This window comes from Halodesulfovibrio marinisediminis DSM 17456 (assembly GCF_900129975.1).
GTDB classification, from domain to species: Bacteria; Desulfobacterota; Desulfovibrionia; order Desulfovibrionales; family Desulfovibrionaceae; genus Halodesulfovibrio; species Halodesulfovibrio marinisediminis.
Window position 1 is genome coordinate 154910 of sequence record NZ_FSRG01000006.1, and the last position, 23506, is coordinate 178415.

Genomic DNA, 23506 nt, shown 5'->3' on the forward strand with positions numbered 1-23506 from the left:
AAAGCAAAAAACGTAGCATACGGTAGGTCAAAAAACCAATTACTCCTTTGACGCTGCGTTACAGTCTTTAAGACTAATAGCATGGTCACATTTCCAGAACACAATTGAACGCAGCCTCTTTACTACAGGGCACAAAAAAGCCCCGATGAAAACATTCATCGGGGCTTTTTCAGTCAATGTTCTACAGTATAAACATCGTAGCCAGACCAAGGAAGATAAGGAATCCGAACCCGTCGGTCAGCGTTGTAAGGAAGATACTGGAAGCCTGTGCAGGGTCACGTCCCAGTTCTTTAAGAATAAGCGGGATGGACGCACCGGCAAGCGCACCCAGCAGCATATCCAGCGCAAGTGCATAGGCCATTACCTGCGCCAGCAGTAAGTTATGCGTAAACAAGAACACGCCTAGCATTACCAACAGGCTCACTATAAGACCTGTCAAAGCGCCAACTTTGGCTTCACGCAGTACTGCTTTCCAGCTTTTACCACGGTCAAACCGCTCTACAGCAAGCTGGCGAATCATAACAGCCAGCGCTTGCTGCCCTGTGTTTCCTGCTTGGTTTGCTACAATCGGCATGAGTACAGCGAGAATCGCCATCTGTGCAATGGAGCCTTCAAACAAGAATACCACGTACGCGGATATACTGGAGTTCATCATATTAATGAACAACCACGGCAGGCGAACCTTTACAGATTCCAGCCACGGGGTATCGACGGTTTCGTCCTGACCCGCACCTACCATGCCGAGCATATCTTCGGAGGCTTCTTCGTGGATAATATCGATAACGTCGTCGTATGTTACAACGCCGAGCAGCCTGCCTTCATAATCCACAACAGGCATTGCCATAAAGTTGTAGCGGGATAAAAGGTGCGCTACATTTTCTTTATCTTCATCAAAGACCACAGAAATGAGGCTTTGATCACTAAGTTTTTCTTCAAGCACCGTACCCGGACGACACAGGAGCAAGTTACGCAGGGAGAGCACACCCACAAGGCGATCTTCATCATCCACAATGTATGCGTAGTATGGAATCTCTTTGTCTTCCATCTCGCGGCGGATGTGCATAATTGCCTGATCTGCGGTAAGGGACTGGTTGAGAATAATAATCTCGGTGTTCATGATACCGCCGGCGGTATCCGGATCAAAGGCGAGCAAGCTGCGGATTTCTTCCGCGTCGTCTTTTTCCAGTCGCGCAAGCAGTACATCCCTGTGCTCTTCATCCAATTCATCAAGAACGTCAGTCGCATCGTCCGGAGACATTTCGGCAAGAATTCGAACTGCGACGTCAACATCAAGGTTCTCGATAATATCCGTCTGGGTACGCTCTTCCATTTCGGCAAGTGTTTCCGCAGCATCTTCGGAAGAAAGATGCTCCATCATACAAACCTGCTTTTCAATGGAGAGATTTTCTATATGGTCAGCGGCGTCCGCAGGGTGAGCGAACTCGCTTGAAGACATTGTAGTAACTTCGTCGCGGCAGCCATTTTTTGGCGTAACCACCTTATTTTCTTCCGAAGCTTTTTCTACTTCTTCGTGTTTGTTATGCTGCTTTTTTGAATCAGTCATGCTCAACCACCTGAGCCCTACGAGCGTGTGAAATTTATCATTTGTCAAGACCGCTTGACGAAACTGTCGCAGCCACCTAAACACCGCCTAAGAGGGATGGAACGACCCCCACTCTCTTGGCTTTGTGCCTCTACCATTAAGAGGGTCAATAACACAATCCATGCATACAGAAAAATTTGAATCATTTTTTCAAGGTAACGCCCGAACCTTCTTGGATAGCGCTATTCAGCTTGCGTTAGATGAAGACGGTCCGGATATGACCTCGGAAGGAATTTTCCCTCCGGGCCACAAGTTATCTGCGAAGATTATCAGTAAAGAAGACACATTAGTCGTCGGTCTTCCTCTTATTCCGCTTATCATGGACGCTTGTGCTGATACAGAGTGGTCTTGGGATGCCCTTACCGACGAGGGTGCGTTTGTTCCAGACCGAACCGTAGTAGCAACTATTAAAGCTGATGCAAGTCATTTGCTAAAAGCAGAACGTATTATACTTAACTTTATAACACATCTTTCTGGCATTGCGAACCTGACCAAGCAATACGTGGATCAGCTTGAAGGTTCCGGCACTGCCTTACTGGATACGCGTAAGACACTTCCTTGCCTGCGTTATCCAGAAAAATATGCAGTCCTTATGGGTGGCGGGCAGAACCACCGTAAGAACTTAACTGAAATCCTCATGCTGAAGGACAACCATATTGACCTTGCGGGTAATATGACGGCAGCAGTAAACAAACTGCGTGCAACCTATTCCCCGTGTCCACCAATTGAAGTAGAATGTCGCACTATGGAAGAGGTACACGAAGCCGTTGCCTGCCGTGCAGACAGAATTATGCTGGACAATATGGATATTCCTGCAATTCAGGAAGCCCTTAAACATATTCCTGAATCTATCGAAACCGAGGTAAGCGGAGGAGTGACACTCGACACAATTCGCAGTATTGCTCTTGCTTCTGACTTGGGGCCGAATTACATATCCGTAGGTAGATTGACACACTCTGCTCCTATTGCAGATTTCAGCATGCTTGTGAGCGAATAAGTCCTCATTATACAGATTGAGATAAACTGTACACCGCAAGACACTAAACATCCAGATAATTGCATACTTAGATGTATGTGATCATCTGATTTTTTCGAATTAACGCCTGGCTGTCAGCGAAAATTCGAACCAAACGGGAATGCTTGCCCGAGGGTGTCCTGCACTGTACCGGTTTGTCAGCAACCTGAATCTGGAGAATAAATAATGAACCAGTACCAGAAAAAAATTACCGAGCTTCGTGAAAAGTTAGGCGATGACCTTGTTATTATGGGTCATCACTACCAGAACGACGCTGTTATTCGCCACGTTGACTTAACTGGCGACTCTCTCGAACTCGCGCGTAAAGTAACAACTATTGATGCTAAGCACATTGTTTTTTGCGGTGTGTATTTCATGGGCGAATCAGCTGCTCTGCTCGCCGATGAACATCAGCATGTATATTTGCCGGAAGATGATGCAAACTGTGTAATGTCTCAAATGGCACCATACACCCTTGTAGACAAGGTACTCACTCGCATCAATAAAGAATCCGGTCGCAAAGTAGTTCCGCTTACATACGTTAACTCTTCCGTTGCTGTTAAAGCAGTTTGCGGAAAACATGGCGGTACTGTTTGTACTTCTGCTAACGCAGAAAAAATGGTGCGCTGGGCTATGGAGCGCGGCGACAGTGTTCTCTTCCTGCCTGATAAAAACCTCGCACGTAACACTGCAAAGACCATCGGCATTCCAGAAGAGAAATGGCACATTTTGAACATTAAAGGCGACGGTACCCAGATTGATATGGACGCCGTAAGCAAATCTGAGCTCATCATGTGGCCTGGCTGTTGTGCAATCCACGCTCGTTTCAACGAACGCCAGATCGAAGAAGCACGCACCAAATACCCAGATGTGAAGATTGTTATCCATCCGGAATCTGCTCCAAATGTTGTGGATAAAGCAGATGCTGCAGGCTCAACATCCTTTATTATTAAGTATGTTGAAGAAGCACCGGAAGGTTCTAACATCGCCATCGGTACCGAGCTTAACCTCGTTGAGCGCCTTGCCGACCAGTACGAAGGGTCAAAGAACATCTTCCCATTGCTGGAATCCACCTGTTCACACATGGCACGAGTTACCGAGCCTAAGCTGGCAAAAGTGCTTGAAGACATTGTGAACGGTACAGCTAAGCCTGTGACGATTCCAGCGGGTCTTGTAGAGGACGCAAAAATCGCATTAGAACGTATGCTGATCGCCTGCGCTTAGTTATTTTTTCTTAAGCTAAACAGGAAGTTGTAATGAGTGATAACCGTCATTACACGACAGTGCTCGTCATCGGTTCCGGCATTGCCGGTTGTACCGCTGCCCTGCGCCTTGCTGACGAAGGTGTACATTGTACACTTATTACAAGCAGTTCTGCTCTGGATCAGGGCAACTCTCCTCTTGCCCAAGGTGGAATCGTTTTTAAAGCAGATGATAACGATTCACAAAGCCTGGAAAATGACATTTTAACTGCCGGCCACCACTATAACTCGTTTAAAGCTGTTCACACCATTGCGGCTGAAGGGCCAAATGCTGTGGAAGAAATTCTGGTTAAACGCCTCGGAATTCCTTTTGCCAGACAAAAGGCACCGTCCGAATGCGAATGGGATTTAACCAGAGAAGGCGGACACGAGGCACCGCGTATTCTGCACTGTGCAGACTACACAGGTCGCGCAATAATGGACGGATTGATTCGTGAAATCACGGTGCATCCGAACATTACTGTCATGAAGAACAGAACAGCTATTGACCTGCTCACAAGTCACCACCACGCAGACAATCCTCAGTTCCAATATGAGCTGGAGAATGAATGCCTTGGTGCGTACATCTTCAACGAAGAAGAAGAGCGCGTTGAAACCATGTTTGCAGACTACACCATTGTTGCCACCGGTGGCATCGGTCAGATTTATCTGCATACTACCAACCCGCAAGGTTCTATCGGTTCCGGCGTAGCAATGGGGTTCCGTGCAGGTGCAACAGTGCACAACATGGAATTTGTTCAGTTCCACCCGACAGCTTTCCACCACCACTCCGGTCAGAAATTCCTCATTACGGAAGCTATGCGCGGTGAGGGTGCCAAGCTCATGAACTCCAAGGGTGAGTACTTCATGCCTAACTACGATAAACGTGCTGACTTAGCACCGCGTGATATTGTTGCACGCGCCATCGTAGATGAAATGCTCAAGAACGAAGACGACTGCGTCTACCTTGATACTTCAGAGATGAAGCACGACCTTGCAAACCGCTTCCCTACCATCTTCAAGCGTTGTCTTGAGCTTGGTATTGATATCCGTAAAGAGCCTGTTCCGGTTGTTCCGGCAGCGCACTACAGCTGTGGCGGTATTTTAGTCAACGAGCATGGTAGAACCACCATTGCCCGACTGTACGCTACAGGTGAATGTAGCTGCACTGGCGTGCATGGCGCTAACCGTCTTGCATCAACGTCCCTGCTTGAAGCTCTTGTATGGGCAGACAACGCGGCTAAGCACATTAAAGAACGTGCACACCTCACTGTTTCGCAAGAACTGCGTGACGTTGTACCGGATTGGACCCCGCTCGGTGAAGATCACAACGACGACCCTGCACTTATTGCACAGGACTGGAGCCGAATCCGCAACACAATGTGGAACTATGTAGGTATTACCCGCACATCCCAGCGCCTTGCTCGCGCACATGAAGACATGCGAGATCTTTCTAAGCATCTGCATAACTTCTACAAAAGCACTCCGCTCTCCAAACGCCTCATCGATCTTTTCCACGGCTGTCTCACTGCGTACATCGTAACGATGGCAGCAAAAAGGAATACTAAAAGCATAGGCTGCCACTACAGAGCAGACTAAGCCGAACAGTAAACTTATTTTATTTTGTGATACGTATAAAAAAAGCAACATCGTTTGATGTTGCTTTTTTTTTCTTTTTTGGTCTCCGGCAGTTGGTAGAAAGCTTTAGTCATTCTCGAAGCACGAGGGATTATGGATAAAGACAGTGAAACAAGGCTCTCACCTGACTCCATTCCAAAAACTTATATCAGCAAGATGGGTCTACTTAAAAATTCTCTCTCACGGCTGAATCACTACAACCTAAAAATTACTACCGACTCGTGTTGCTTAAAAAATAGGATAATACGTTAACTTCTGATGTTAAGTACCTAACATTTGTTCTATCGCCAAACAAACTGCATGAAAACTTGAATGCCTGTAATGACCTGAATAAACACAAGAGTACAAAGCAGAACCCCCAACGTGCCATGAACCAGACAGAGGTACTTACGACGCTTCTTAAATATATCCATCCAATAACCGGAAAAAAAGGTTGCAAGCATAAATGGAAAGATAATGACCCCCAAGGCATAGTGATCACCAGTAAACTGGTAATTCTTCCATTCTGCCTGAGTAAAATATACCCCTACGGCAGTACCGATAACCCACAGAAAAATTGCTATTTTTCCATAAATAACATGGTGTCTCCACGGAAACTCAAGCTTTATCTTGTGGTGAACAGTTATAAAACGCATGCCCCCCCAATAAAGAGCAGTATACCCAAACACAATGCCCAGCACCTGAATAGCCGGATGGATATACAGATGAAGCTTTGTTTCCAGAATCATAAATACAACCCCCGAAGTGGCTAGAGTTGTAGGATAACGGCTCCCAGCAACACGCATACGGATGCGATATCAAACAGGTAGAACGAGGAAAGCCTTGTTAAGGGTATCATACTGCCAAGCAAAAAAACACTTCCCAGAGCTAATCCTGTAAAAGATGGTGCACCAATTCCCCATGTACACACCAACGCAAAAATCATGACACTACTTACATAGGCAAAGTACCAAACACGTATGAGTAATGTGTGGTAAGTAAGAGCAAAGTAGCTCACAGGGATGGGGCTAAAACGGGACAGATATTCTTCCTTATGCATGTAGATACGCATCCACACATGCGGAATCTGTCCAAGATACCAAATTAGGCAATTTGCAAGAATAAGTGGATCGAACATACTGCCACCTGCGGCAACCCAGCCCATAAGCGGCGGCATGGCACCGGCAATGCTGCCTACCAACAGCGCATAAGGGCTACGACGCTTCATGCCGGTATATACGCCGTTGTAGATAACAAGCGTCATGAAAGCCACTACCAGTGCCATCTTTGATGCTGTCAGCACATACAGGCTCGCAGCCAGCAAAATGCACACAAGAGCTATTAACAGGGCTGTTCTTGCCCTCATATACCCTTGAGGAAGCGGACGAGACATCGTACGTGAAAAATACCCGTCCGTGCGTTTTTCCTGCACCTGATTCAACGCAGAACAACCGGCGCATAGAAAAAAGCTTCCGAAGCCCGTGGCAAACAAAGCAACAGAGAATTCCGGTGTGTATAGAAGATAGCCGAGCATAGAAACAACGGCCACAGCAACAGAAACAGGGACGCGCGCCAACACCGCAAGATTAGAGATACTTCTGCGTGTATCAGTCTTTGCTTGTAAGCGGTAGACATTCATAATCCCTCCCCTGTTTATTGGTTATCGCTCGTTTGGGGACAATGCTTTCAATTGGTTCGCGATGGCGTCTATCGCGTCAGACATAATGGGGCCATACACTGGTATCTCAAGGAGCGAAGCGTAGCGTATAGTAAACCTAACAGTTAACGACCTGTCATTTTAGGCATCCCTCTAGTTTGGAACCTGAGATAAGATTCTGATTTCATGAATTTTTGATAGAATAAATTCAAGTAGTTCTCGTAAAATTCTCCAACATGTCGTGCTCTCCAAATACATCTCTGAACGCGGTACATCTGTTGGTTACGTTCTCTCACGCGTACTACTCCTATTGCTTGAAAGTATATTTATCGATTCTACCTTACTTGCTCAAAATTCATGAATATTTTCCACCAAAACTACAGATAGCCTGCATAGTAATCAGTCTGAAGTTATATAAGATTTCGTAAGTAACTATTGTTACTTTTTCCCGCCAAGTAACAAGTACAGCCCGAGAATTAAAATAAGCACCAAAAGCATAACTTCTGAAACCAGTATCGAATCCACAACATATGTTTTCTTTTCAGAGTCGTAGGCATAACATGTCTGCGCAATTCGCTTACCAGAAAATATTGACGCGTTAGTATCACTCTCCGTCAATGCCAACGTGAGATCCCTTGAGCGGAGGTTTACGCCATAGAGGTAACGAACAACTTTGCCTTCAGGTGATAAAACAATAGCCACAATGGTATGCTCAAAATCTTTCTTTACCGCCTTATAATGAAAGCCAAGTTCATCCATCAACGCATCTATGTTTTGCTTATCACCCGTAAAAAATGACCATGCGTCCAAAGGAAATGATGGATCACGCTGAAGCACTGTTTTCAGATATTCCTTCTTTCGTTGGGCTGCCAGATCAGGCTTTTCTGAATCATTAATACTTACAGTGAGTATTCGATAATCTTTAACCGGAGTAAGCTGAACATCCGGTAACGCTCCTGAAATAGATGATAAAAGAATGCCACACACACTGGTACACGAATAGTAAACAGGAACAATTAGCACAGGGACAGTCATAAGAGAACAAATATCAACCTGCTTCCCTGTTGAGTCAGTAAAGTAGATGGGACAGGTAATTTTTGCGCCAAGCTTCTCACCAACTCCGCTATCAATCGAATCAGGCACAAAGGCAGGACGGGTACGCCCTGACAGATCCGGAACCGATCCATCGTTAGGCGGCAGCACACTGCGCTCTTCAGAACTTGCCCCCGCGGGTTGCTGACCACCTGTATGATCTTCATCACCATGCGCCACTATCTGGTATTCACTAGTCATTACTGACTGAAGGGATGGGGGTTTTGAATGATCGGAAGAGCTTTGAAATGTGCGCTGCGCTTCAGCAACCTGATTTGACGCTCGTAGTTTCTCCCCCCCGCGAGAAAAACTGACAAGAAGCAAAAGCATAATGACTACTGCTATAACCAAGCGCAAAATTCGCATCATTCCGTATTGTTGTAACAATGGCACGAACACTCTCCCGAACTTGTTACTAAACTAAAATGCACTAATGTATTCAGACACTTTCTTGCGGTCTTCTTCTGTCATCCTCTTCGCAATGCCGAGCATAACGCTTTTTTTCGAACCACCATATGTTTCGTCTGCATATCCATTAAGCTTTTCAAGAATCTGTTTGGCAGTCTGGCCTTTGAGCGGCTTGCTTACCCCAAGCGCCATGGATTCCCCGTTTTCACCATGACATGCGGCGCACGAACGATAGAGCTCTTTTCCACTAGTTTCTTCCGCAATCCCAAAGGATACACAGATTAAAATGAGACCCAATATACACAAAAAGACTGCCACGTTTTTCATCACAATCCTCCATTACGTTCGTGAAATATAGATTTTATTGATAACATACCACCAACAATGAAAAAAGATCAATAGATCAACCGTTGATAACTCTTCTAGTTAGTTAATTCTCCCCCCTAAGAATTAGAGACAAAAAAAAGGCGCCCCAAATGGGACGCCTTTGAATCTGCGAAGCGAGAGATACTTACACAGTACCGTCTGCGTGGTTGTGAGACTCAACTTCCGGCTCCGGAATTTCGTCTGGGCTGAATGCGTAAAGCACTGGGCTTGCAACAAAGATAGAGGAATAAGTACCAATACCCACACCAACAAGAAGAGTCAGTGCGAAGTCATGGATAATTCCGCCACCGAAGAAGAAGAGAGAAATAAGTACCAGCAAAGTAGTACCGGATGTCAGCAACGTACGGCTCAAGGTCTGGTTTACAGCCCTGTTGATTACTTCCCCGTAGGTTGGTGCTGTACGCTGGAAGATGTTTTCACGAATACGGTCGAATACAATAATGGTGTCGTTCAGAGAGTAACCAACGATGGTCAGCAATGCTGCCACGATAGTAAGGTCGAACTCTTTACCAAGAATGGAAAGAACACCGATTGTAATAAACACGTCGTGAATAAGTGCGATTACAGCACCAAGCGCGTAGTTAAGCTTAAGCTTCCAGCAGATACCGAGAGTAAGCAGCATAGCAATGAGAACCTGCATCTGCTTTGGTGCACCAACCATATCAAGAAGGTACATACCAGTTGCAAGACCTGCTGCCATGATACCAGCGGTAAACCAACGCTGCTCGAATCGACCGGAGATGTAGATAGCGATAAGGAGTACTGCAAAGTACAATGCTTCTACAGCCGCGGAACGAAGGTCAGCACCAATTTTAGGGCCAACCATATCGAGGCGTTCAATGGAAAACGGATTGTCTGGCAAGTTCTTACCGAACTGTGCTTTCAGAATCTCCGGAAGACGCTGGTCTACTTCACCAACAGAAGAGATACGCAGGAGGTATTCGGTATCATCTTCACCAAAACGCTGTACAGAAAGTCCCTGAAGCTTGGCGCTTGCAAGACTGTCTTTAATTTCCTGTGGCTGTACTGCCTTCTCGAAATCAACCTGTGCAAGTACACCACCGGCAAAGTCAATGCCGTACTTAGGACCACCGTTAATGGCGAGAGAGCCGATACCGAGCAAAAGAAGCACAAGGGAAAACACCATTGTGTATTTGCGCAGGCCAATGAAATCAATTTTACTATCTGGTTTAATAATGCTCAGACCCATGATCTATCTCCTTAAATGCTGAGCTTTCTGCCCGGCTTACCGTTGATCCAGAGACCAAAGATAATGCGTGCGCAGAAGATAGCTGTGAACATGGAAGCCAGGATACCGAGGCTAAGCGTTACCGCAAAACCACGAATTGGGCCTGTGCCGAACTGGTAAAGGATGATTGCCGCAAGCAGTGTGGTCACGTTTGCGTCAAAGATTGTCAGTGTAGCACTGGAGAAACCTTCATCCACTGCTTTGAACGGAGTAAGACCGCGACGAAGTTCTTCACGGATACGTTCAAAGATAATCACGTTAGCATCAACAGCCATACCAAGGGTAAGGATGATACCAGCGATACCAGGCAGTGTAAGGGTTGCACCGAATGCTGCAAGACCAGCAATGATGAACACCATGTTCATCAGAAGAACAAAGTTCGCGATAACGCCGCTGAAACCGTAGTAGACCATCATGAAGACCATTACGAGTGCGCCACCAACAAGTGTTGCGGTAATGCCCTGATCAATAGATTCCTGACCGAGGGAAGGACCAACGGATCGTTCTTCAAGGATTTTAACCGGTGCAGGCAAGGAACCGGCACGGAGTACAATCGCGAGGTCATGTGCTTCTTCAGTAGTAAAGCTACCGGAGATAGAAGCACGGCCGCCACGGATTTTGTCCTGAATTACAGGTGCGGAGTATACTTTACCGTCAAGAACGATAGCCATGCGTTTTTTGAGGTTCTGGCCGGTCACTTCTTCAAAGCGACGGGCACCGCTGCTGTTAAATGTCAGCGATACGTATGGCTTGTTAAAGTTGTCGTATGCAACACGGGCATCAGAGATAGTGTCACCGGTAAGCGCTGCGTTTTTGTTAACAACGATAACAGATTCGGAATAGGTTCCGTCAATGTTACGGTGCATCTGCTGCATAGCTTCTGTACCCGAAGGCACAATGCCCTTTGCAGCTTTTTCAGGATCTACACCTTCGCGAACAATTTTAAATTCGAGGTGAGCGGTCTTACCGATGATCTTGATTGCACGCTCGGTATCGCTAAGACCAGGAAGCTGTACCTGAATACGGTAGCCCTGCTGCTTACGGATATCCGGCTCGGCAACGCCGAACTGGTCAACACGGTTACGGATAGTTTTTACAGCCTGATCAAGTGTGAGATCAGCCACGTATTTTCTGTAGTCCGGTGTGTAAGTCAGTGTGTAACGAACTTTCTTGTTATCAAGAACGGTAGATTCCGCATCTAAGCGGTTGAAGCTTTTTTTAAGCAAAGCATCAAGAGCTTCTTTCTGTGAAGACTTGAGAAGTACGAACTCAAGCTTTTCGCCCGGCATGACACGCGGCTGTAAAATAAAGATTTTATCTTCACGTGCTAAGGTACGGATATCCTGCCCCATAAGGGAAAGGTTATTGGAAAGAGCCTTATCAACGTCTACACCGAGAACAAGGTGGATACCACCCTGCAGGTCGAGGCCAAGGCTGACCTTTTCTTCTGGTAAGAATTTTTTGATTGGGGATGTTCCGATCGCAGGAATGCTAGGCAGAGCGTATACAACACCCATTGCGAGCACAAAAATCGCGACCAGTAATCTCCATCGCAACCCCTCTCTCATCATAACTCCTTGATACTGTTCAAACAGCAAAACCCGACACGAGAATCGATCGGGGACAACAACAGCGTTGTGCTGAACAAGCAGGAAACCGGTTGGCACCAGTTTCCTGCTCAATTAATTATTTCTTTTTAGTTGTTTTCTCAGCAGCAGGAGAAGACTTAAGGCCGGAGATGTACTGACGACCAACCTGAACGGTGGTGTCGCCAAGATCAATAGAAATAATGTCGTCTTTAATAGCTACGATGGTGCCAATGAGACCACCAGCAGTTACTACAGACTGGCCTTTCTGAAGGTTATCCAGCAGAGCTTTGTGCTCTTTAGCTCTTTTTTGCTGAGGACGAATAAGAAGGAAGTAAAAAATAACAAACATCAGCGCGAGAGGTACGAATGCCGCAATCGGGTTACCGTCACCCGCCTGACCGCCTGCTGTGCCCATAGCCCAAGCTACTTCTGGAAAGAACATAAGAACTCCTTAACGGTTATCAAAAAATCGTATTGCCGCAGTAAAATAATCTCTGAGTTTTCCATTAAATCAAATGATTATCGAAACACTCTCAAGAAATAATGCGACTCGTAATCTTTAAAGCCAACAATAGCCTTTGTTTTTGCTCGTAAAGAGAAAAAGCTTTAAACCTGAATCAAGTACCTTTTCGTTAGAAAACATGCAAGATTTTTAACTGGTAGCGATTCTAACAAAAATAACAGAAGGCCCTTTTGACACCCGTCAGAGACAAGATTCAAAGCTTCCAGCCTTGGACATGTTATAATCAGGTTTCAGCCGAAACATTGCCGCGGTTAATTTATAACAAGATACACATCTATTCTACATAACTTCTCTTCCCCGCCGACGTCATACACTCTGGCCTTTCATCATTTCCAGATTCTCATCTCAGCATTTCAACTTCTCGTTGGAACGCCATATAAAAATTTCTCCGCACCTTGATCACAGCCTCTCTATCCGCAAGACTATAATATAACAACAGGTTATAGGTTAACTTTATAGCTTTTTATTAAGTTCCATTAAAAAAGAACGATTAATAAATAATCACTAACAACCAAGGAGTATTGTCATGCTGCCATCCAGTATTCTTAATAAAACACAAAAAGTAATGCGAGAGCAGATGGAGGAGATGCTCAAAAAGCAACAGGAAGGCCTTAGGCAAGCCTCAATGACGGCTCATAAAACACAACGGATGTCGGTTTCCGAAAGACAAGCCGAAATTGAAAAACAGAATTCTTCTGCTGTTTCAAACCTGTTTTCAAAAAAAACTGTAACAATGTCTGAAGGTGTCACAGCAATGCTGAAGCGCCACCAGAATCAAAAACAGCTTGAAGCAAGCAAAAAAGCCGGACTGGCAAGCCTGCTAGCTTCCAATATTGATAGTTACGACCTTAAAGAACTGATAGAAGGACGTCGAGATTGGATGGGTGATTTTGCTGCGGAGTCTGGTGTAAAAAGCGTTGCTCAGTTAAAAGACGAAGCAAAAAATCAACTGATCAAAGATCAAGACAACATAACCAAAAAAGAACGTACGCAAGCCGCAGCAAGGGGAGAAACACTTCCTACCAAAGTTTCTGTTCCTTCTGCTCCAGTGAGAATAACACAGGGTCACGTTCCACAGGTTGCCTCACCTTCCTCTACCACTGTTATAGTTCCTAAAGGCACATACATTCGCATCAGAGTGTAGTTGCAACGCGTGGACAACAGAAAAGCCCCCATGCCAATCATGGGGGCTTCCCGAATTACGGTCGTCTATCAGACAAGCTTAGGAGATATTTCCTCATGTTAAGAGAAACTATCTGAGCCGTCGTTTGCCAGACTGTCCAGAATCTTTTTCTGACAGCCTAGTTGGTTCCCACGTACATGTTGCCGTATGGACGGTGGGAGAACGGCGTTACTTTTTTAAACTCACCTTTCATCACTTCTTCAGCATCCTTACCGAATGCTTTAGCCCAGTCTTCGACATGGGAACGGATGAAAGCTTCATCTTTTTCGTTAATTGCTTCGAGCTGTAAACCAGGCCCAAGCTGGTGTTCTGGAACGTCACCGCGGAGATAGATGATACCGCCGTGCATACCAGTACCAAGGCTTCTGCCGGTAATAGGTGCTTTTTCATCCATGGTAGAATCCATGCCGAGGAGGATAATTGCGCCACCCGCCATGTATTCGCCTAGGAAGTCGCCAGCTTTACCGCCAGCTACGATTACAGGCTGCTTTTCCATGTAGGATTTCATATGGATACCAACACGGTAGCCTACGTCCTGCTTAATGAGGATGCGGCCGCCACGCATTGCGTAACCAAGAACGTCGCCTGCCATGCCGTTGATCTGGATTTCTCCATCGTCCATGGTGTTGCCAACGCCGTCCTGTGCGTTGCCTTCTACGCGGATAGTTGCACCGCGCATAAACATACCAAGATCCTGACCAGGAACGCCGTGAACAATGAAGTGAACAGGCCCTTCAATAGAGTTGCCGATGTAGCGCTGACCGCGAACATTCTCCAACTCAATTTCAGTAACACCGTCACGCACAGCCTCACGAATTTTTTCGTTCAATTGGCGGTAGTACACGCCTTGAGCGTCAAAAGTACATTTTTTAGCCATGCCTACTAGTCCTCCAATTTCACAATCACCGGTTCACCGGCTTTGGGTGCCCAAACTTTGTCGAGATCACGACAAACTTCACGGATTGAGCTCTCTTCACTAGACATGAATACCATGTCGTCCTTTTCACCGATAACGAGCGGACGAAGCTTAACGCGGTCGTTAAGACCCATCATGCTGTTGCTGTCGGTTACGAGGATAGCAAAAGGACCGTTGAGCATTGCAGGACCGTAAACCATACGCAGAGCTTCGTACGCTTCGCGCTGGTCTTTCGGCATGCGTTCAATTTCATCCCAGAACGGCGGAGCAAAAACTTTACTTGCCATTTCGTGGGAAAGGCCGTGCTTACGGATAAGAAGGTCGAGCAGGTATGCTACTACTTCAGTATCCGTCATCATGTTACATTCGTAATCGTGCTGACACAGGTAGCGTCTGTTAATACCGTAAGAGGAAATCTCTCCGTTATGAACAATCGCCCAGTCAAGCAGGGTGAACGGGTGAGCGCCGCCCCACCAGCCTGGAGTGTTAGTCGGGAAGCGGTTATGGCCGGTCCACATGTAGCCGCTGTATTCATCTAATCTGAAGAAATCAGCGATGTCTTCCGGAAAACCTACACCCTTGAACGCTCCCATGTTTTTACCACTGGAGAATACAAAAGCACCCGGCACTCTGTTGTTGATGTGCATGACGATGTTTACAACGTAATCATCTTCACCAACATCCTGCCACTTAGGACGCTCTGCCTTAGGAGAAAGGAAGTAACGCCACATAAGCGGGGATTCTTTAATGGCTTGCACCTTACGGGTAGGAATAGGCTCAGAAATCTGAATATCAAAGTACTGCTTGATGATCTCTTCAGCGCGGTCAAGGCCTGCCTGATCATCACACATCAGGTGGAAAGCGTACAAATCTGCATGTTCAGGATAAATACCATATGCAGCAAAACCACCACCAAGACCGTTACCACGATCGTGCATTGTTGCCATTGCATCAATCGGCATAGTACCCGGTATCAGGTTTCTCTTTTTATCAATTACCCCAAAGACACCACAACCAGAGATGTCTTTATCAAAATGCCAAAAATCATTGGGAGCTTTCATACTCTATCTCCAAAGCCCTCTACTCAGCAGCAGGGGTCCACTTTGTATCAAATTCTTCTTCCGGCCAGAGCAATGCAGATGGTTTACCTGCAATAAGCTCTTCCTTCACATCTGGTGTGAGTTCCAGACCGAAGCGAATAAAGCCGGTGTATAACCCTGCAAAATCGACCTCTCCCACAAGCACATAACCAATCAGCTTTTCATCGCGGAAAATAAGTTTGCGATATGTTGCTTTCTCTTCGTCAAGAGCGGTGAAGACTTCGCAGCCCTCGTCTTCAGCCGGGTTAACATGACCAAGAGACGCTGTTGGCAGCCCGTAGAAAGAAATTGCGTTCATCGGTAAGCCGCCAGGATGCGGAGATGCTTCCTCGCTCGCCATGTTAAGGCCAGCATGGTAGCCCTGACTGAATGCGTTAGGCCAGATTGGTGTTACTCTAGCTTCTTTTGCAATCATGTCAGGAGCTTCTGCAACGTCACCTGCAGCGTATACGCCTTCAGCGCTGGTACACATGTTGTCATCAACTTTGATGCCACGGTTCACAGCAATTCCGGCGTCCTTAGCGAGATTAAGGCTAGGCACTACACCAATGGCAACAACAACAGCTTCGCAAGCCAGTTTCTGACCATTGGCAAGACGAACACCAATAACTTCGCCCTGCTCTGTACGCAGAATTTCTTCTACAGTGGTACCACAACAAATAGTGATACCTTTCTCTTCGAGGCGTTGTGCTACAAGGTTACCAGCCACATCGTCGAACGCTGCGGAAAGCACGCGGCTTCCAAGTTCAACAATAGCGGTGGAAAGACCGTTGTAACGCAGTGCTTCTGCAGCCTTGAGGCCGATGAGACCACCACCGATAACAACAACTCTGTGGATCTTTTTAGAAAGATCAAGCAGCTCATGTGCGTGAGCAAGCGTAGTAAAGTTGTATACTCCGCTGCCTTCAATGCCTTTAAGAGGAGGCATGAATGGTACACCGCCTGTTGCCAGTAAGAGCTGCTTGTATTCAATCACCTCTCCGGCTTCAGTGGTAATGGTCTTTGCTGCTTTATCAATGGCAGCTACACGGGTGTTGAGCTTAACTTCAACATTATTCTTTTCGTAAAATTCATCAGGTCGCAGATTTACTCTGTCGAGACCGATTTTTCCTGCAAGAAAATATGAAATCAGCGGGCGTCCATACGTTGGGGTATCTTCTTCGCTTACTACAATAATCGGACTTGTAGTATCGACTTTACGAATACCTTCGATAGCCCCCACAGACGCAACACCGTTTCCAACTATGACATACGACATGGACGAGCTCCTGCTATCCGCGAGATTCGTAAACCAGTGCGTTGTTAGGACAGGCTTCTACACATGCTGGGGTGTCGCGGCCTTCGCACAGGTCACATTTAATAATCTTACCCTTAGTCTCATTGCGGCGAACCGCACCGTAAGGGCATGCCATCAGACATGACCAGCAGCCAACGCACTGTTCTTCGTTGTAACAAGTGCGGCCTGTCTCCTGATCTTTGTATAACGCGCCGGAAATACAGGCGGAAACACAAGATGGGTTGTCACAATGGCGACAGCTGAGAGCTACAGAGATCTGACCTTTGTCGTATACTGCCTTACAAGGCTGTAAGCCTGTTGCTACTTCTTCTTTAGCAGCGATAACAACATCCTGACTAACAGAGTGTGCAGTTAGGCAGGCAACCTCACAAATATGGCAGCCAATACAAACATCTTTATTCGGATAAACCCTACGCATATCTACCGTCCTGCGTGTTTAACGCCGAGAATATCCAGTTCAACTTCGTTGAGGCCAAGACCACGGAGCTTATCGCGGTTACCACGCAAGCTTTCGATGGAGTTGAGGCCCATACCGCCGAGCATTTCCTGAATCTCGTGTCCCCATGCGCGGATGAGGTTAGCAAGACGCTTAGCAGCAACTTCTGGATTCTGACGCTTTTTAAGACGTGCTTCGTTGGTTGCAATACCCCAAGGACATTTACCAGTGTAGCAACGTCCACAAAGAGTACAGCCCACAGAAACCAAGGCAGCAGTACCGATGTAAACAGCATCCGCACCGAGAGCGATTGCTTTAATCGCATCAGCAGAACAACGGACACCGCCTGCAACAACCAGAGAAGCGTGGTTACGAATACCTTCGTCACGCAGACGGTTGTCTACAGCAGCAAGAGCAAGTTCCATCGGAATACCTACGTTATCACGGATCATGGTAGGAGCAGCACCTGTACCGCCTCTGAAGCCATCGATAACAACAATATCTGCACCTGCGCGTACAATACCGGAAGCAATCGCCGGTGCGTTATGTACTGCCGCAATTTTTACAGAAACTGGAACCTTATATTCTGTGGATTCCTTAATTGCGTAGATAAGCTGAAGTAAATCTTCAATAGAATAAATATCGTGGTGAGGCGCAGGAGAAATCGCGTCTGAGCCGACCGGACACATACGGGTTTTAGAAACCTCTTCGTCGATCTTTTCACCCGGCAGGTGGCCGCCGATACCCGGCTTAGCACCCTGACCGATTTTAATTTCTACTGCACTACCAGCGTTCAAGTAGTCTTTATGAACACCAAATCGGCCTGATGCTACCTGTACAATGGTATTTTGACCGTACTTGTACAGATCAGGGTGCAAACCACCCTCACCAGTGTTGTAAGCAATACCAAGCTCTGTTGCAGCCATTGCCATAGCCTTGTGGAGGTTCAGGTTAATTGAACCAAAGGACATAGCGGAGAACATAAGCGGGTAGTTAAGCTTAAGCTGTGGTCCGATTTTAGTAGTAAGTTTTGGCCCTTCAGGAGTTTCCTCAAAGCTCACCTGATCCGGCTTAGAGCCGAGGTAGGTGGTCAATTCCATTGGCTCGCGAAGCGGGTCAATAGACGGGTTGGTTACCTGACTGGCGTCAAGCTGAAGGTTGTCCCAGTAGATTGGCTTATTGGCTGGAGACCCCATGCCGGAAAGCAAAATACCACCAGTGTCGCCCTGCTTGTATACGTGCTTCATGTAGGTAGGAGTCCAAAGAGCATTGTCTCTGAAGTCTGCCGGATTTTTCTTAATAGTAAGACAACCGGTAGGACAGAATGCTTCACAACGGTGACACCCTACACATTTAGTATGATCGTGGCTTACGCACTGACGAGCATCATCCCAGTAATGGGCTTCATACGAGCACTGACGCACACAAACTTCGCAATTGATACAGCGATCGTTTTCACGATCAATAACAAAGTCGCTAAAATTCTGGCTTATAGGCTTAAACAGCAAAATAATCTCTCCTAGTGACACAAAGCGCCCGCGCGCGTCATTCGCATTTTTTTTCTGAGCTAAATCTTCAACACGGACCAGCTTCCCGAGGGGGCAGCCGCCGTGGATTATATTTAGCTAAAAACGCTCATTTTTGTCAAGATTGTAATATTCACTTTTTCCATACATTAATTTTATAGCCATATCGTCATTATATTCAAGCATATAACTACTATTTTAACAAAATTGTTATTAATTTGAATATGAATTAGATTTACAATTTTGTATAAATTTGCCTTCCGACGAACTCCCTAACCAATTCAACTATCCGTAAAGAGGTCTCAACATGAGTAGTAATCACGTGATGTCCTGTAACTTTTTCTTTTATGCGCAATAATTTCACTGTCACCTCCGGCGACGCTACTTTTTTTGCGATTAAAAAAACATTTCCCAAAGGAACACTCTTATCAGTTGGAGCCTGAATCGCCAAAACTGGGGCACTTATCGCATTTAGCTCATTACGCACTTTTTTTACACCCTTCATAAGTTCATGTAATTGCTGCATACTTACAAAATCGTCATATCCGACCCACGGCGCTATCTTTATATGTTCTTCATCACGTCTCTTCAGAGGAAATAGCGGCTTAAAGTGCTTCACAATCGGTGTAAACGGCAAACGCCAGTCTTTCATCTGCCACGGACAGAAAGAATACAGGTACAACGGAGCTGCCAAGGACACGACACCAGCCACAGGAAACTTGGAGGCCAGATGCAGTGACAACGTGCCACCCATAGAAAGTCCGATCACAAAAACTGCATCAACTTCTTTCGCCAACGCCTCGTATTCTTTCTCCGCAGCCCATTCCCAGTCAGACCAGCCTGTGGTTTGAAAATCCTCAAACGTCGTCCCGTGCCCCGGTAACATTATATTACGAACCACATACCCTTCTTCTTCCAACGGCGCGACAAGCGGCTCCATCTCAAATGTACTCCCTGTCCAGCCGTGGATTAATAAACAGCCTACTCTCATGTTCCGTCCTCTTATTTGATTTTTTCTTATTAACTCTGGTGGGATTTTTTTTGCCGCCGCGGCTGGGGAAACCTTGTTTCACTGTCCGCCGGAGGCTAAAAAACATTACAGTTCTACATGGGTTGTTTAACTATGAACAATCCTCTACAGTGTCGCACCCGTAACGTACGATGACAATGAGGAGTTTTCGAATGCAGTCATGTGATACTTTACTATTTGCAGAAATCATCGTCACTCAAAATGAGTCACGTTCCATCATATACAATGGCGGCATTGCTGTCTCCGAAGGCAAGATTGTATGCGTAGACACAGCCGACGCTGTCCGCTCGCAGTATACATCAGAAAACACCATGGAGCTGGGCAACTCATTGCTCATGCCGGGCCTCATCAACAGCCACACACATGCAGCTATGACACTGCTGCGCGGCGTTGCTGACGACCTACCGCTCATGGACTGGCTCAACGACCACATCTTCCCTGTAGAGCAGAACTTGACTGCAGAACAGGTTGAACTGGGCGCATTGCTGGCATGTGCTGAAATGACTCGTTACGGCACCACCTCCTTCTGCGACATGTATCTAATTGAAGATGCAACATATAAAGCGGTTGATCAATCAGGTTTACGAGTTCTGGGCGGCGAAGGACTGTTCGTATTCCCTTCTCCTGCGTATCCCGACTTTGAAACCGGCATCAAGCTTGTGCGTGAGATGGAAGCGAAATGGCGCGGCAACGCACGCATCCGTCAGGCCGTAATGCCACACGCGGTTTACACTACTACACCGGAAATTTTGACTACATGTCGTGAGGTTGCAGAAGAACTTGACTTGCCGCTGCATATTCATCTGGCAGAGACTCCTGCGGAGACCAAAGCGTGTCTGGAAAGCTTCGGTAAACGCCCTGTAGAGTACGCTCACAGCCTGGGTTTGCTGAGCGAACGCACCACAGTGGCTCATGCAGTTGACCTTACAGACGACGAAATCTCTTTACTTGCAGAGACAGGCACTAATGTTGCCCACAACCCGGAAAGCAACATGAAACTTGCTTCCGGCATGGCTCCTATTCAAAAAATGCTCGCTAAAGGCGTGAATGTGACCTTAGGAACTGACGGCGCTGCTTCCAACAATGCGCTTAACATGTTCACGGAAATGGCTTCCTGCGCATTCATGCATAAGGTTCAGTTACTTGATCCGACTGCTGCCACCGCCCAATCTGTGCTGGACATGGCAACCTGCAACGGCGCACGAAGCATGGGACAAGCAGATCTTGGTTCACTTGTTGAAGGTAAACAGGCAGATATAATTGCAATTGACCTCACACAGCCTAACCTTCTGCCGATGCATAATCCGGTTTCTCAGCTTGTATATGCAACAAACGGAGCCGAGGTTCACATGTCTATGGTAGCAGGCGAAGTTCTGTACCAAGACGGTAAATATTTAAAAATTGACTACCCTGCCCTCATTGAGGCTGCAAAAGATGTTGCTAAATGGGTGCAAAAGAAGATACAGAAGCGCAGCTAACAGATTAAGCCAAATTCGCACATTGCTGCGCACCCCCAGGGCACTTGTTCCCGTATGGGCTCGAAGACTCGCCAACGGTTGACTGGCGTTACTTCAAAAAAGCCAAACTCTCACATATACAAAATATGCTTCGATCTTGGCTTTTTCTTGTGCCTTGCACTGCACAAATTTGTCTCAATCTGTACTTGCAGAGTTTTTAAAGTCGTATATTTTACCTTTATATGACTAGGTAAAAATACACTGACTATTTGTTTTTTAGTTGACTTTTTGTCAAAAAAATATAAATGGACATCGCTTCAAAGATAATATGCGCGCGTAGCCCGCGCGACCCCAGGAGGAAATTAATATGAGTGCTAAAGCTGTAAGCTTCGCCGATGCTAAAATGACTGAAGAAGGCATGCTCTTCAACGGATTTGTATGCCAGCCAGTGGTCGAACAGTGTGAGGGCTGCGAGCGCACCGGTGAGTTCGAAGGCCAGACCTACTGTAAAAGTTACGCACAGCCAGCGGCCAAATGGTCCCTCGGTGCATGTAACTTTGCTACCCACGTTAAAGCTACCGTAGACAAATCTGGTAACGTGAAAATCAACCCACTTAAAGCTTCCAAACGTGCTGCACGCGGCCGTTAATCAGCTATATTTCGGTTAGAGAGGGGGAAGGTTGGCTTACAACCTTCCCTTTTTCTTTTTCAGAAAGAAAGAATTCAGTGCACTCCGGCGTTGTGGACTGCAAACACACATGCAAATTTACACGCTTCGCCCTGCGTTCACTATCAGGGGCTACTTCTGATGGCTCAGCAGTGATGCACTCTATTCTTTCTTCCTGAAAATTGTATTGTCAGGCAAGTTGCTAACTAAAACACCACTGATTCCCTGACGGAGAACTTCCATGAGCGAACAGCTTCTTACATTTCTTGATGACCAGCGTGATCTTGTAATTGAACTGCAGAAAGAGATGACTGCGCGTCCTGCCCTTTGCCCTACCAGCGGCGGACAGGGTGAAAAGGACAAAGCTGACTACCTTCTCAGCTGGCTTAAAGAAAACAACATTACTGATGTCGAAGAAATGCGCGCTCCGGATTCCCGCGTTAATTGCGGCTACCGCCCTACTATTATCGCTCGCATTCCGGGTAAGTCTGAAAAAACTCTCTGGATCATCGGTCACACCGACGTTGTGCCTACCGGCGATCATGACCTGTGGGAAAGCGACCCGTGGACTCTTCGCGTAGACGGCGACTTCATGTACGGCCGCGGCGTGGAAGATAACCAGCAGGCTATCGTTTCCGGCCTTCTCGTTGCAAAAGGTCTCGTAGACAACAATATCACTCCGGAATACACCCTCGGACTCATCCTTACTGCTGACGAAGAAACCGGCAGCAAATACGGTCTTGAGTACGTTGCAAAAGAGCGCCCAGAGCTCTTCAAAAAAGACGACCTCATCCTCGTTCCAGACATCGGCGATGCTGACGGAACCATGATTGAAGTCGCAGAAAAGTCCATCCTTTGGCAGAAAATTTCTGTAGTCGGCAAGCAGTGCCACGGTTCTACACCAAATGAGGGTATCAACTCCCTCGAAGCTGCTGCTGCATTCATCCTGAAGATCAAAAAGCTGCACGGTATTTTTGATCGCACAGATGATCTCTTCGATCCTCCAATCTCCACCTTCACACCAACCAAGAAGGAAGCAAACGTACCAAACATCAACACCGTACCTGGCCTTGATGTATTCTACGTAGATTGCCGCATCCTCCCTGGTTACGATCTCGAAGATATCCGCAAGGAAATCAAAAAACTCGGTGACGAAGTGATCCAAGAGTACGGCGTAACAATCACCTACGAAGATGATCAGGCGAACCAGTCCACTTCACAGACTCCAGCAGACTGCGAAGTGGTTACCAAGCTCGACCGCGCCATCAAGAAAGTTTACAATGTAACTCCGCAGCCAAAAGGTGTTGGCGGTGGTACCGTAGCAGCACATCTGCGTGACGAAGGACTCAACGTAGCTTGCTGGAGCAAGCTCATCCCTAACGCACACGTGCCTAACGAAAAAAGCCGTATCTCATGCAACATCGGTGACGCAAAAGTTATCGCCACCATGCTGTTTGATACTACTAACTAAGTAAGCAAGTTTATATTGCCTCCGGCAGGCTGGGGAAACCCA

Annotated in this window: 21 protein-coding genes; 7 read left to right on the top strand and 14 right to left on the bottom strand. The window is 46.7% G+C overall.

Going from position 1 to position 23506, the window contains the following annotated elements; translation table 11 throughout:
- Positions 1 to 181 precede the first annotated feature (181 nt).
- The gene (mgtE, locus tag BUR09_RS11985; RefSeq protein WP_074217188.1) at positions 182 to 1564 is read right to left on the bottom strand and encodes a magnesium transporter; all 1383 of its coding nucleotides are present in this window, start codon (positions 1562 to 1564) and stop codon (positions 182 to 184) included.
- Between the two features lie 160 nt (positions 1565 to 1724).
- Here mgtE and nadC point away from each other — a divergent pair, with 160 nt between their 5' ends.
- From nadC to nadB, 3 genes are all read left to right on the top strand, one after another.
- Positions 1725 to 2600: a carboxylating nicotinate-nucleotide diphosphorylase gene (gene nadC / locus BUR09_RS11990; protein ID WP_074217189.1), complete on the top strand. Its 876-nt coding sequence runs from the start codon at positions 1725 to 1727 to the stop codon at positions 2598 to 2600.
- A 204-nt stretch (positions 2601 to 2804) separates the two neighbouring features.
- Positions 2805 to 3842 (top strand): quinolinate synthase NadA, encoded by a 1038-nt coding sequence (gene nadA / locus BUR09_RS11995; protein ID WP_074217190.1) that lies wholly within the window; start codon positions 2805 to 2807, stop codon positions 3840 to 3842.
- Positions 3843 to 3874: 32 nt separating this feature from the next.
- A complete protein-coding gene (gene nadB / locus BUR09_RS12000; RefSeq protein ID WP_074217191.1) occupies positions 3875 to 5458 on the top strand; it encodes an L-aspartate oxidase in 1584 nt (527 codons plus the stop codon).
- 320 nt (positions 5459 to 5778) lie between these two features.
- On the opposite strand, the gene BUR09_RS12005 is transcribed toward nadB, so the two are convergent.
- From BUR09_RS12005 to yajC, 7 genes are all read right to left on the bottom strand, one after another.
- Positions 5779 to 6225, bottom strand: a complete 447-nt coding sequence (locus BUR09_RS12005; protein ID WP_074217192.1) for a DUF4079 family protein — start codon at positions 6223 to 6225, stop codon at positions 5779 to 5781.
- A gap of 20 nt (positions 6226 to 6245) precedes the next feature.
- Positions 6246 to 7115, bottom strand: a complete 870-nt coding sequence (locus BUR09_RS12010; RefSeq protein ID WP_074217193.1) for a UbiA family prenyltransferase — start codon at positions 7113 to 7115, stop codon at positions 6246 to 6248.
- A 456-nt stretch (positions 7116 to 7571) separates the two neighbouring features.
- Complete coding sequence (locus tag BUR09_RS12015; RefSeq protein WP_139296839.1) at positions 7572 to 8618, bottom strand: SCO family protein; 1047 nt, start codon at positions 8616 to 8618, stop codon at positions 7572 to 7574.
- Between the two features lie 27 nt (positions 8619 to 8645).
- On the bottom strand, positions 8646 to 8960 hold the full coding sequence (locus BUR09_RS12020) for a c-type cytochrome (protein WP_074217195.1): 315 nt from the start codon (positions 8958 to 8960) through the stop codon (positions 8646 to 8648).
- A gap of 184 nt (positions 8961 to 9144) precedes the next feature.
- Complete coding sequence (secF, locus tag BUR09_RS12025; protein WP_074217196.1) at positions 9145 to 10230, bottom strand: protein translocase subunit SecF; 1086 nt, start codon at positions 10228 to 10230, stop codon at positions 9145 to 9147.
- An 11-nt stretch (positions 10231 to 10241) separates the two neighbouring features.
- Positions 10242 to 11837, bottom strand: a complete 1596-nt coding sequence (secD, locus tag BUR09_RS12030; protein ID WP_074217197.1) for a protein translocase subunit SecD — start codon at positions 11835 to 11837, stop codon at positions 10242 to 10244.
- Positions 11838 to 11955: 118 nt separating this feature from the next.
- The gene (gene yajC, locus BUR09_RS12035) at positions 11956 to 12300 is read right to left on the bottom strand and encodes a preprotein translocase subunit YajC (protein WP_074217198.1); all 345 of its coding nucleotides are present in this window, start codon (positions 12298 to 12300) and stop codon (positions 11956 to 11958) included.
- A gap of 607 nt (positions 12301 to 12907) precedes the next feature.
- On the opposite strand from yajC, the gene BUR09_RS12040 reads away from it, so the two are divergent.
- The gene (locus tag BUR09_RS12040) at positions 12908 to 13525 is read left to right on the top strand and encodes a hypothetical protein (RefSeq protein ID WP_074217199.1); all 618 of its coding nucleotides are present in this window, start codon (positions 12908 to 12910) and stop codon (positions 13523 to 13525) included.
- Between the two features lie 157 nt (positions 13526 to 13682).
- Here BUR09_RS12040 and BUR09_RS12045 read toward each other — a convergent pair whose 3' ends face one another.
- From BUR09_RS12045 to BUR09_RS12070, 6 genes are all read right to left on the bottom strand, one after another.
- Positions 13683 to 14441 (bottom strand): GltB/FmdC/FwdC-like GXGXG domain-containing protein, encoded by a 759-nt coding sequence (locus BUR09_RS12045; protein ID WP_074217200.1) that lies wholly within the window; start codon positions 14439 to 14441, stop codon positions 13683 to 13685.
- A 5-nt stretch (positions 14442 to 14446) separates the two neighbouring features.
- Positions 14447 to 15541 carry a class II glutamine amidotransferase gene (locus BUR09_RS12050; protein WP_074217201.1) on the bottom strand — a complete coding sequence of 365 codons (1095 nt, stop codon included), beginning with the start codon at positions 15539 to 15541 and terminating at the stop codon, positions 14447 to 14449.
- A 19-nt stretch (positions 15542 to 15560) separates the two neighbouring features.
- Complete coding sequence (locus BUR09_RS12055) at positions 15561 to 16838, bottom strand: NAD(P)/FAD-dependent oxidoreductase (RefSeq protein WP_074217202.1); 1278 nt, start codon at positions 16836 to 16838, stop codon at positions 15561 to 15563.
- Positions 16839 to 16851: 13 nt separating this feature from the next.
- The gene (locus tag BUR09_RS12060) at positions 16852 to 17295 is read right to left on the bottom strand and encodes a 4Fe-4S dicluster domain-containing protein (protein ID WP_074217203.1); all 444 of its coding nucleotides are present in this window, start codon (positions 17293 to 17295) and stop codon (positions 16852 to 16854) included.
- 2 nt (positions 17296 to 17297) lie between these two features.
- Positions 17298 to 18821, bottom strand: coding sequence for a glutamate synthase-related protein (locus tag BUR09_RS12065; RefSeq protein WP_074217204.1), 1524 nt, complete (start codon positions 18819 to 18821; stop codon positions 17298 to 17300).
- A 253-nt stretch (positions 18822 to 19074) separates the two neighbouring features.
- On the bottom strand, positions 19075 to 19830 hold the full coding sequence (locus tag BUR09_RS12070; RefSeq protein WP_074217205.1) for an alpha/beta hydrolase: 756 nt from the start codon (positions 19828 to 19830) through the stop codon (positions 19075 to 19077).
- Positions 19831 to 20021: 191 nt separating this feature from the next.
- Here BUR09_RS12070 and BUR09_RS12075 point away from each other — a divergent pair, with 191 nt between their 5' ends.
- The 3 genes from BUR09_RS12075 (at position 20022) to BUR09_RS12085 (ending at position 23464) form a co-directional block, all read left to right on the top strand.
- Positions 20022 to 21347: an amidohydrolase gene (locus BUR09_RS12075; RefSeq protein ID WP_074217206.1), complete on the top strand. Its 1326-nt coding sequence runs from the start codon at positions 20022 to 20024 to the stop codon at positions 21345 to 21347.
- A 346-nt stretch (positions 21348 to 21693) separates the two neighbouring features.
- Positions 21694 to 21975, top strand: a complete 282-nt coding sequence (locus BUR09_RS12080) for a PxxKW family cysteine-rich protein (protein WP_074217207.1) — start codon at positions 21694 to 21696, stop codon at positions 21973 to 21975.
- A 259-nt stretch (positions 21976 to 22234) separates the two neighbouring features.
- Positions 22235 to 23464, top strand: coding sequence for a M20 family metallo-hydrolase (locus BUR09_RS12085; protein WP_074217208.1), 1230 nt, complete (start codon positions 22235 to 22237; stop codon positions 23462 to 23464).
- Positions 23465 to 23506 lie beyond the last annotated feature (42 nt).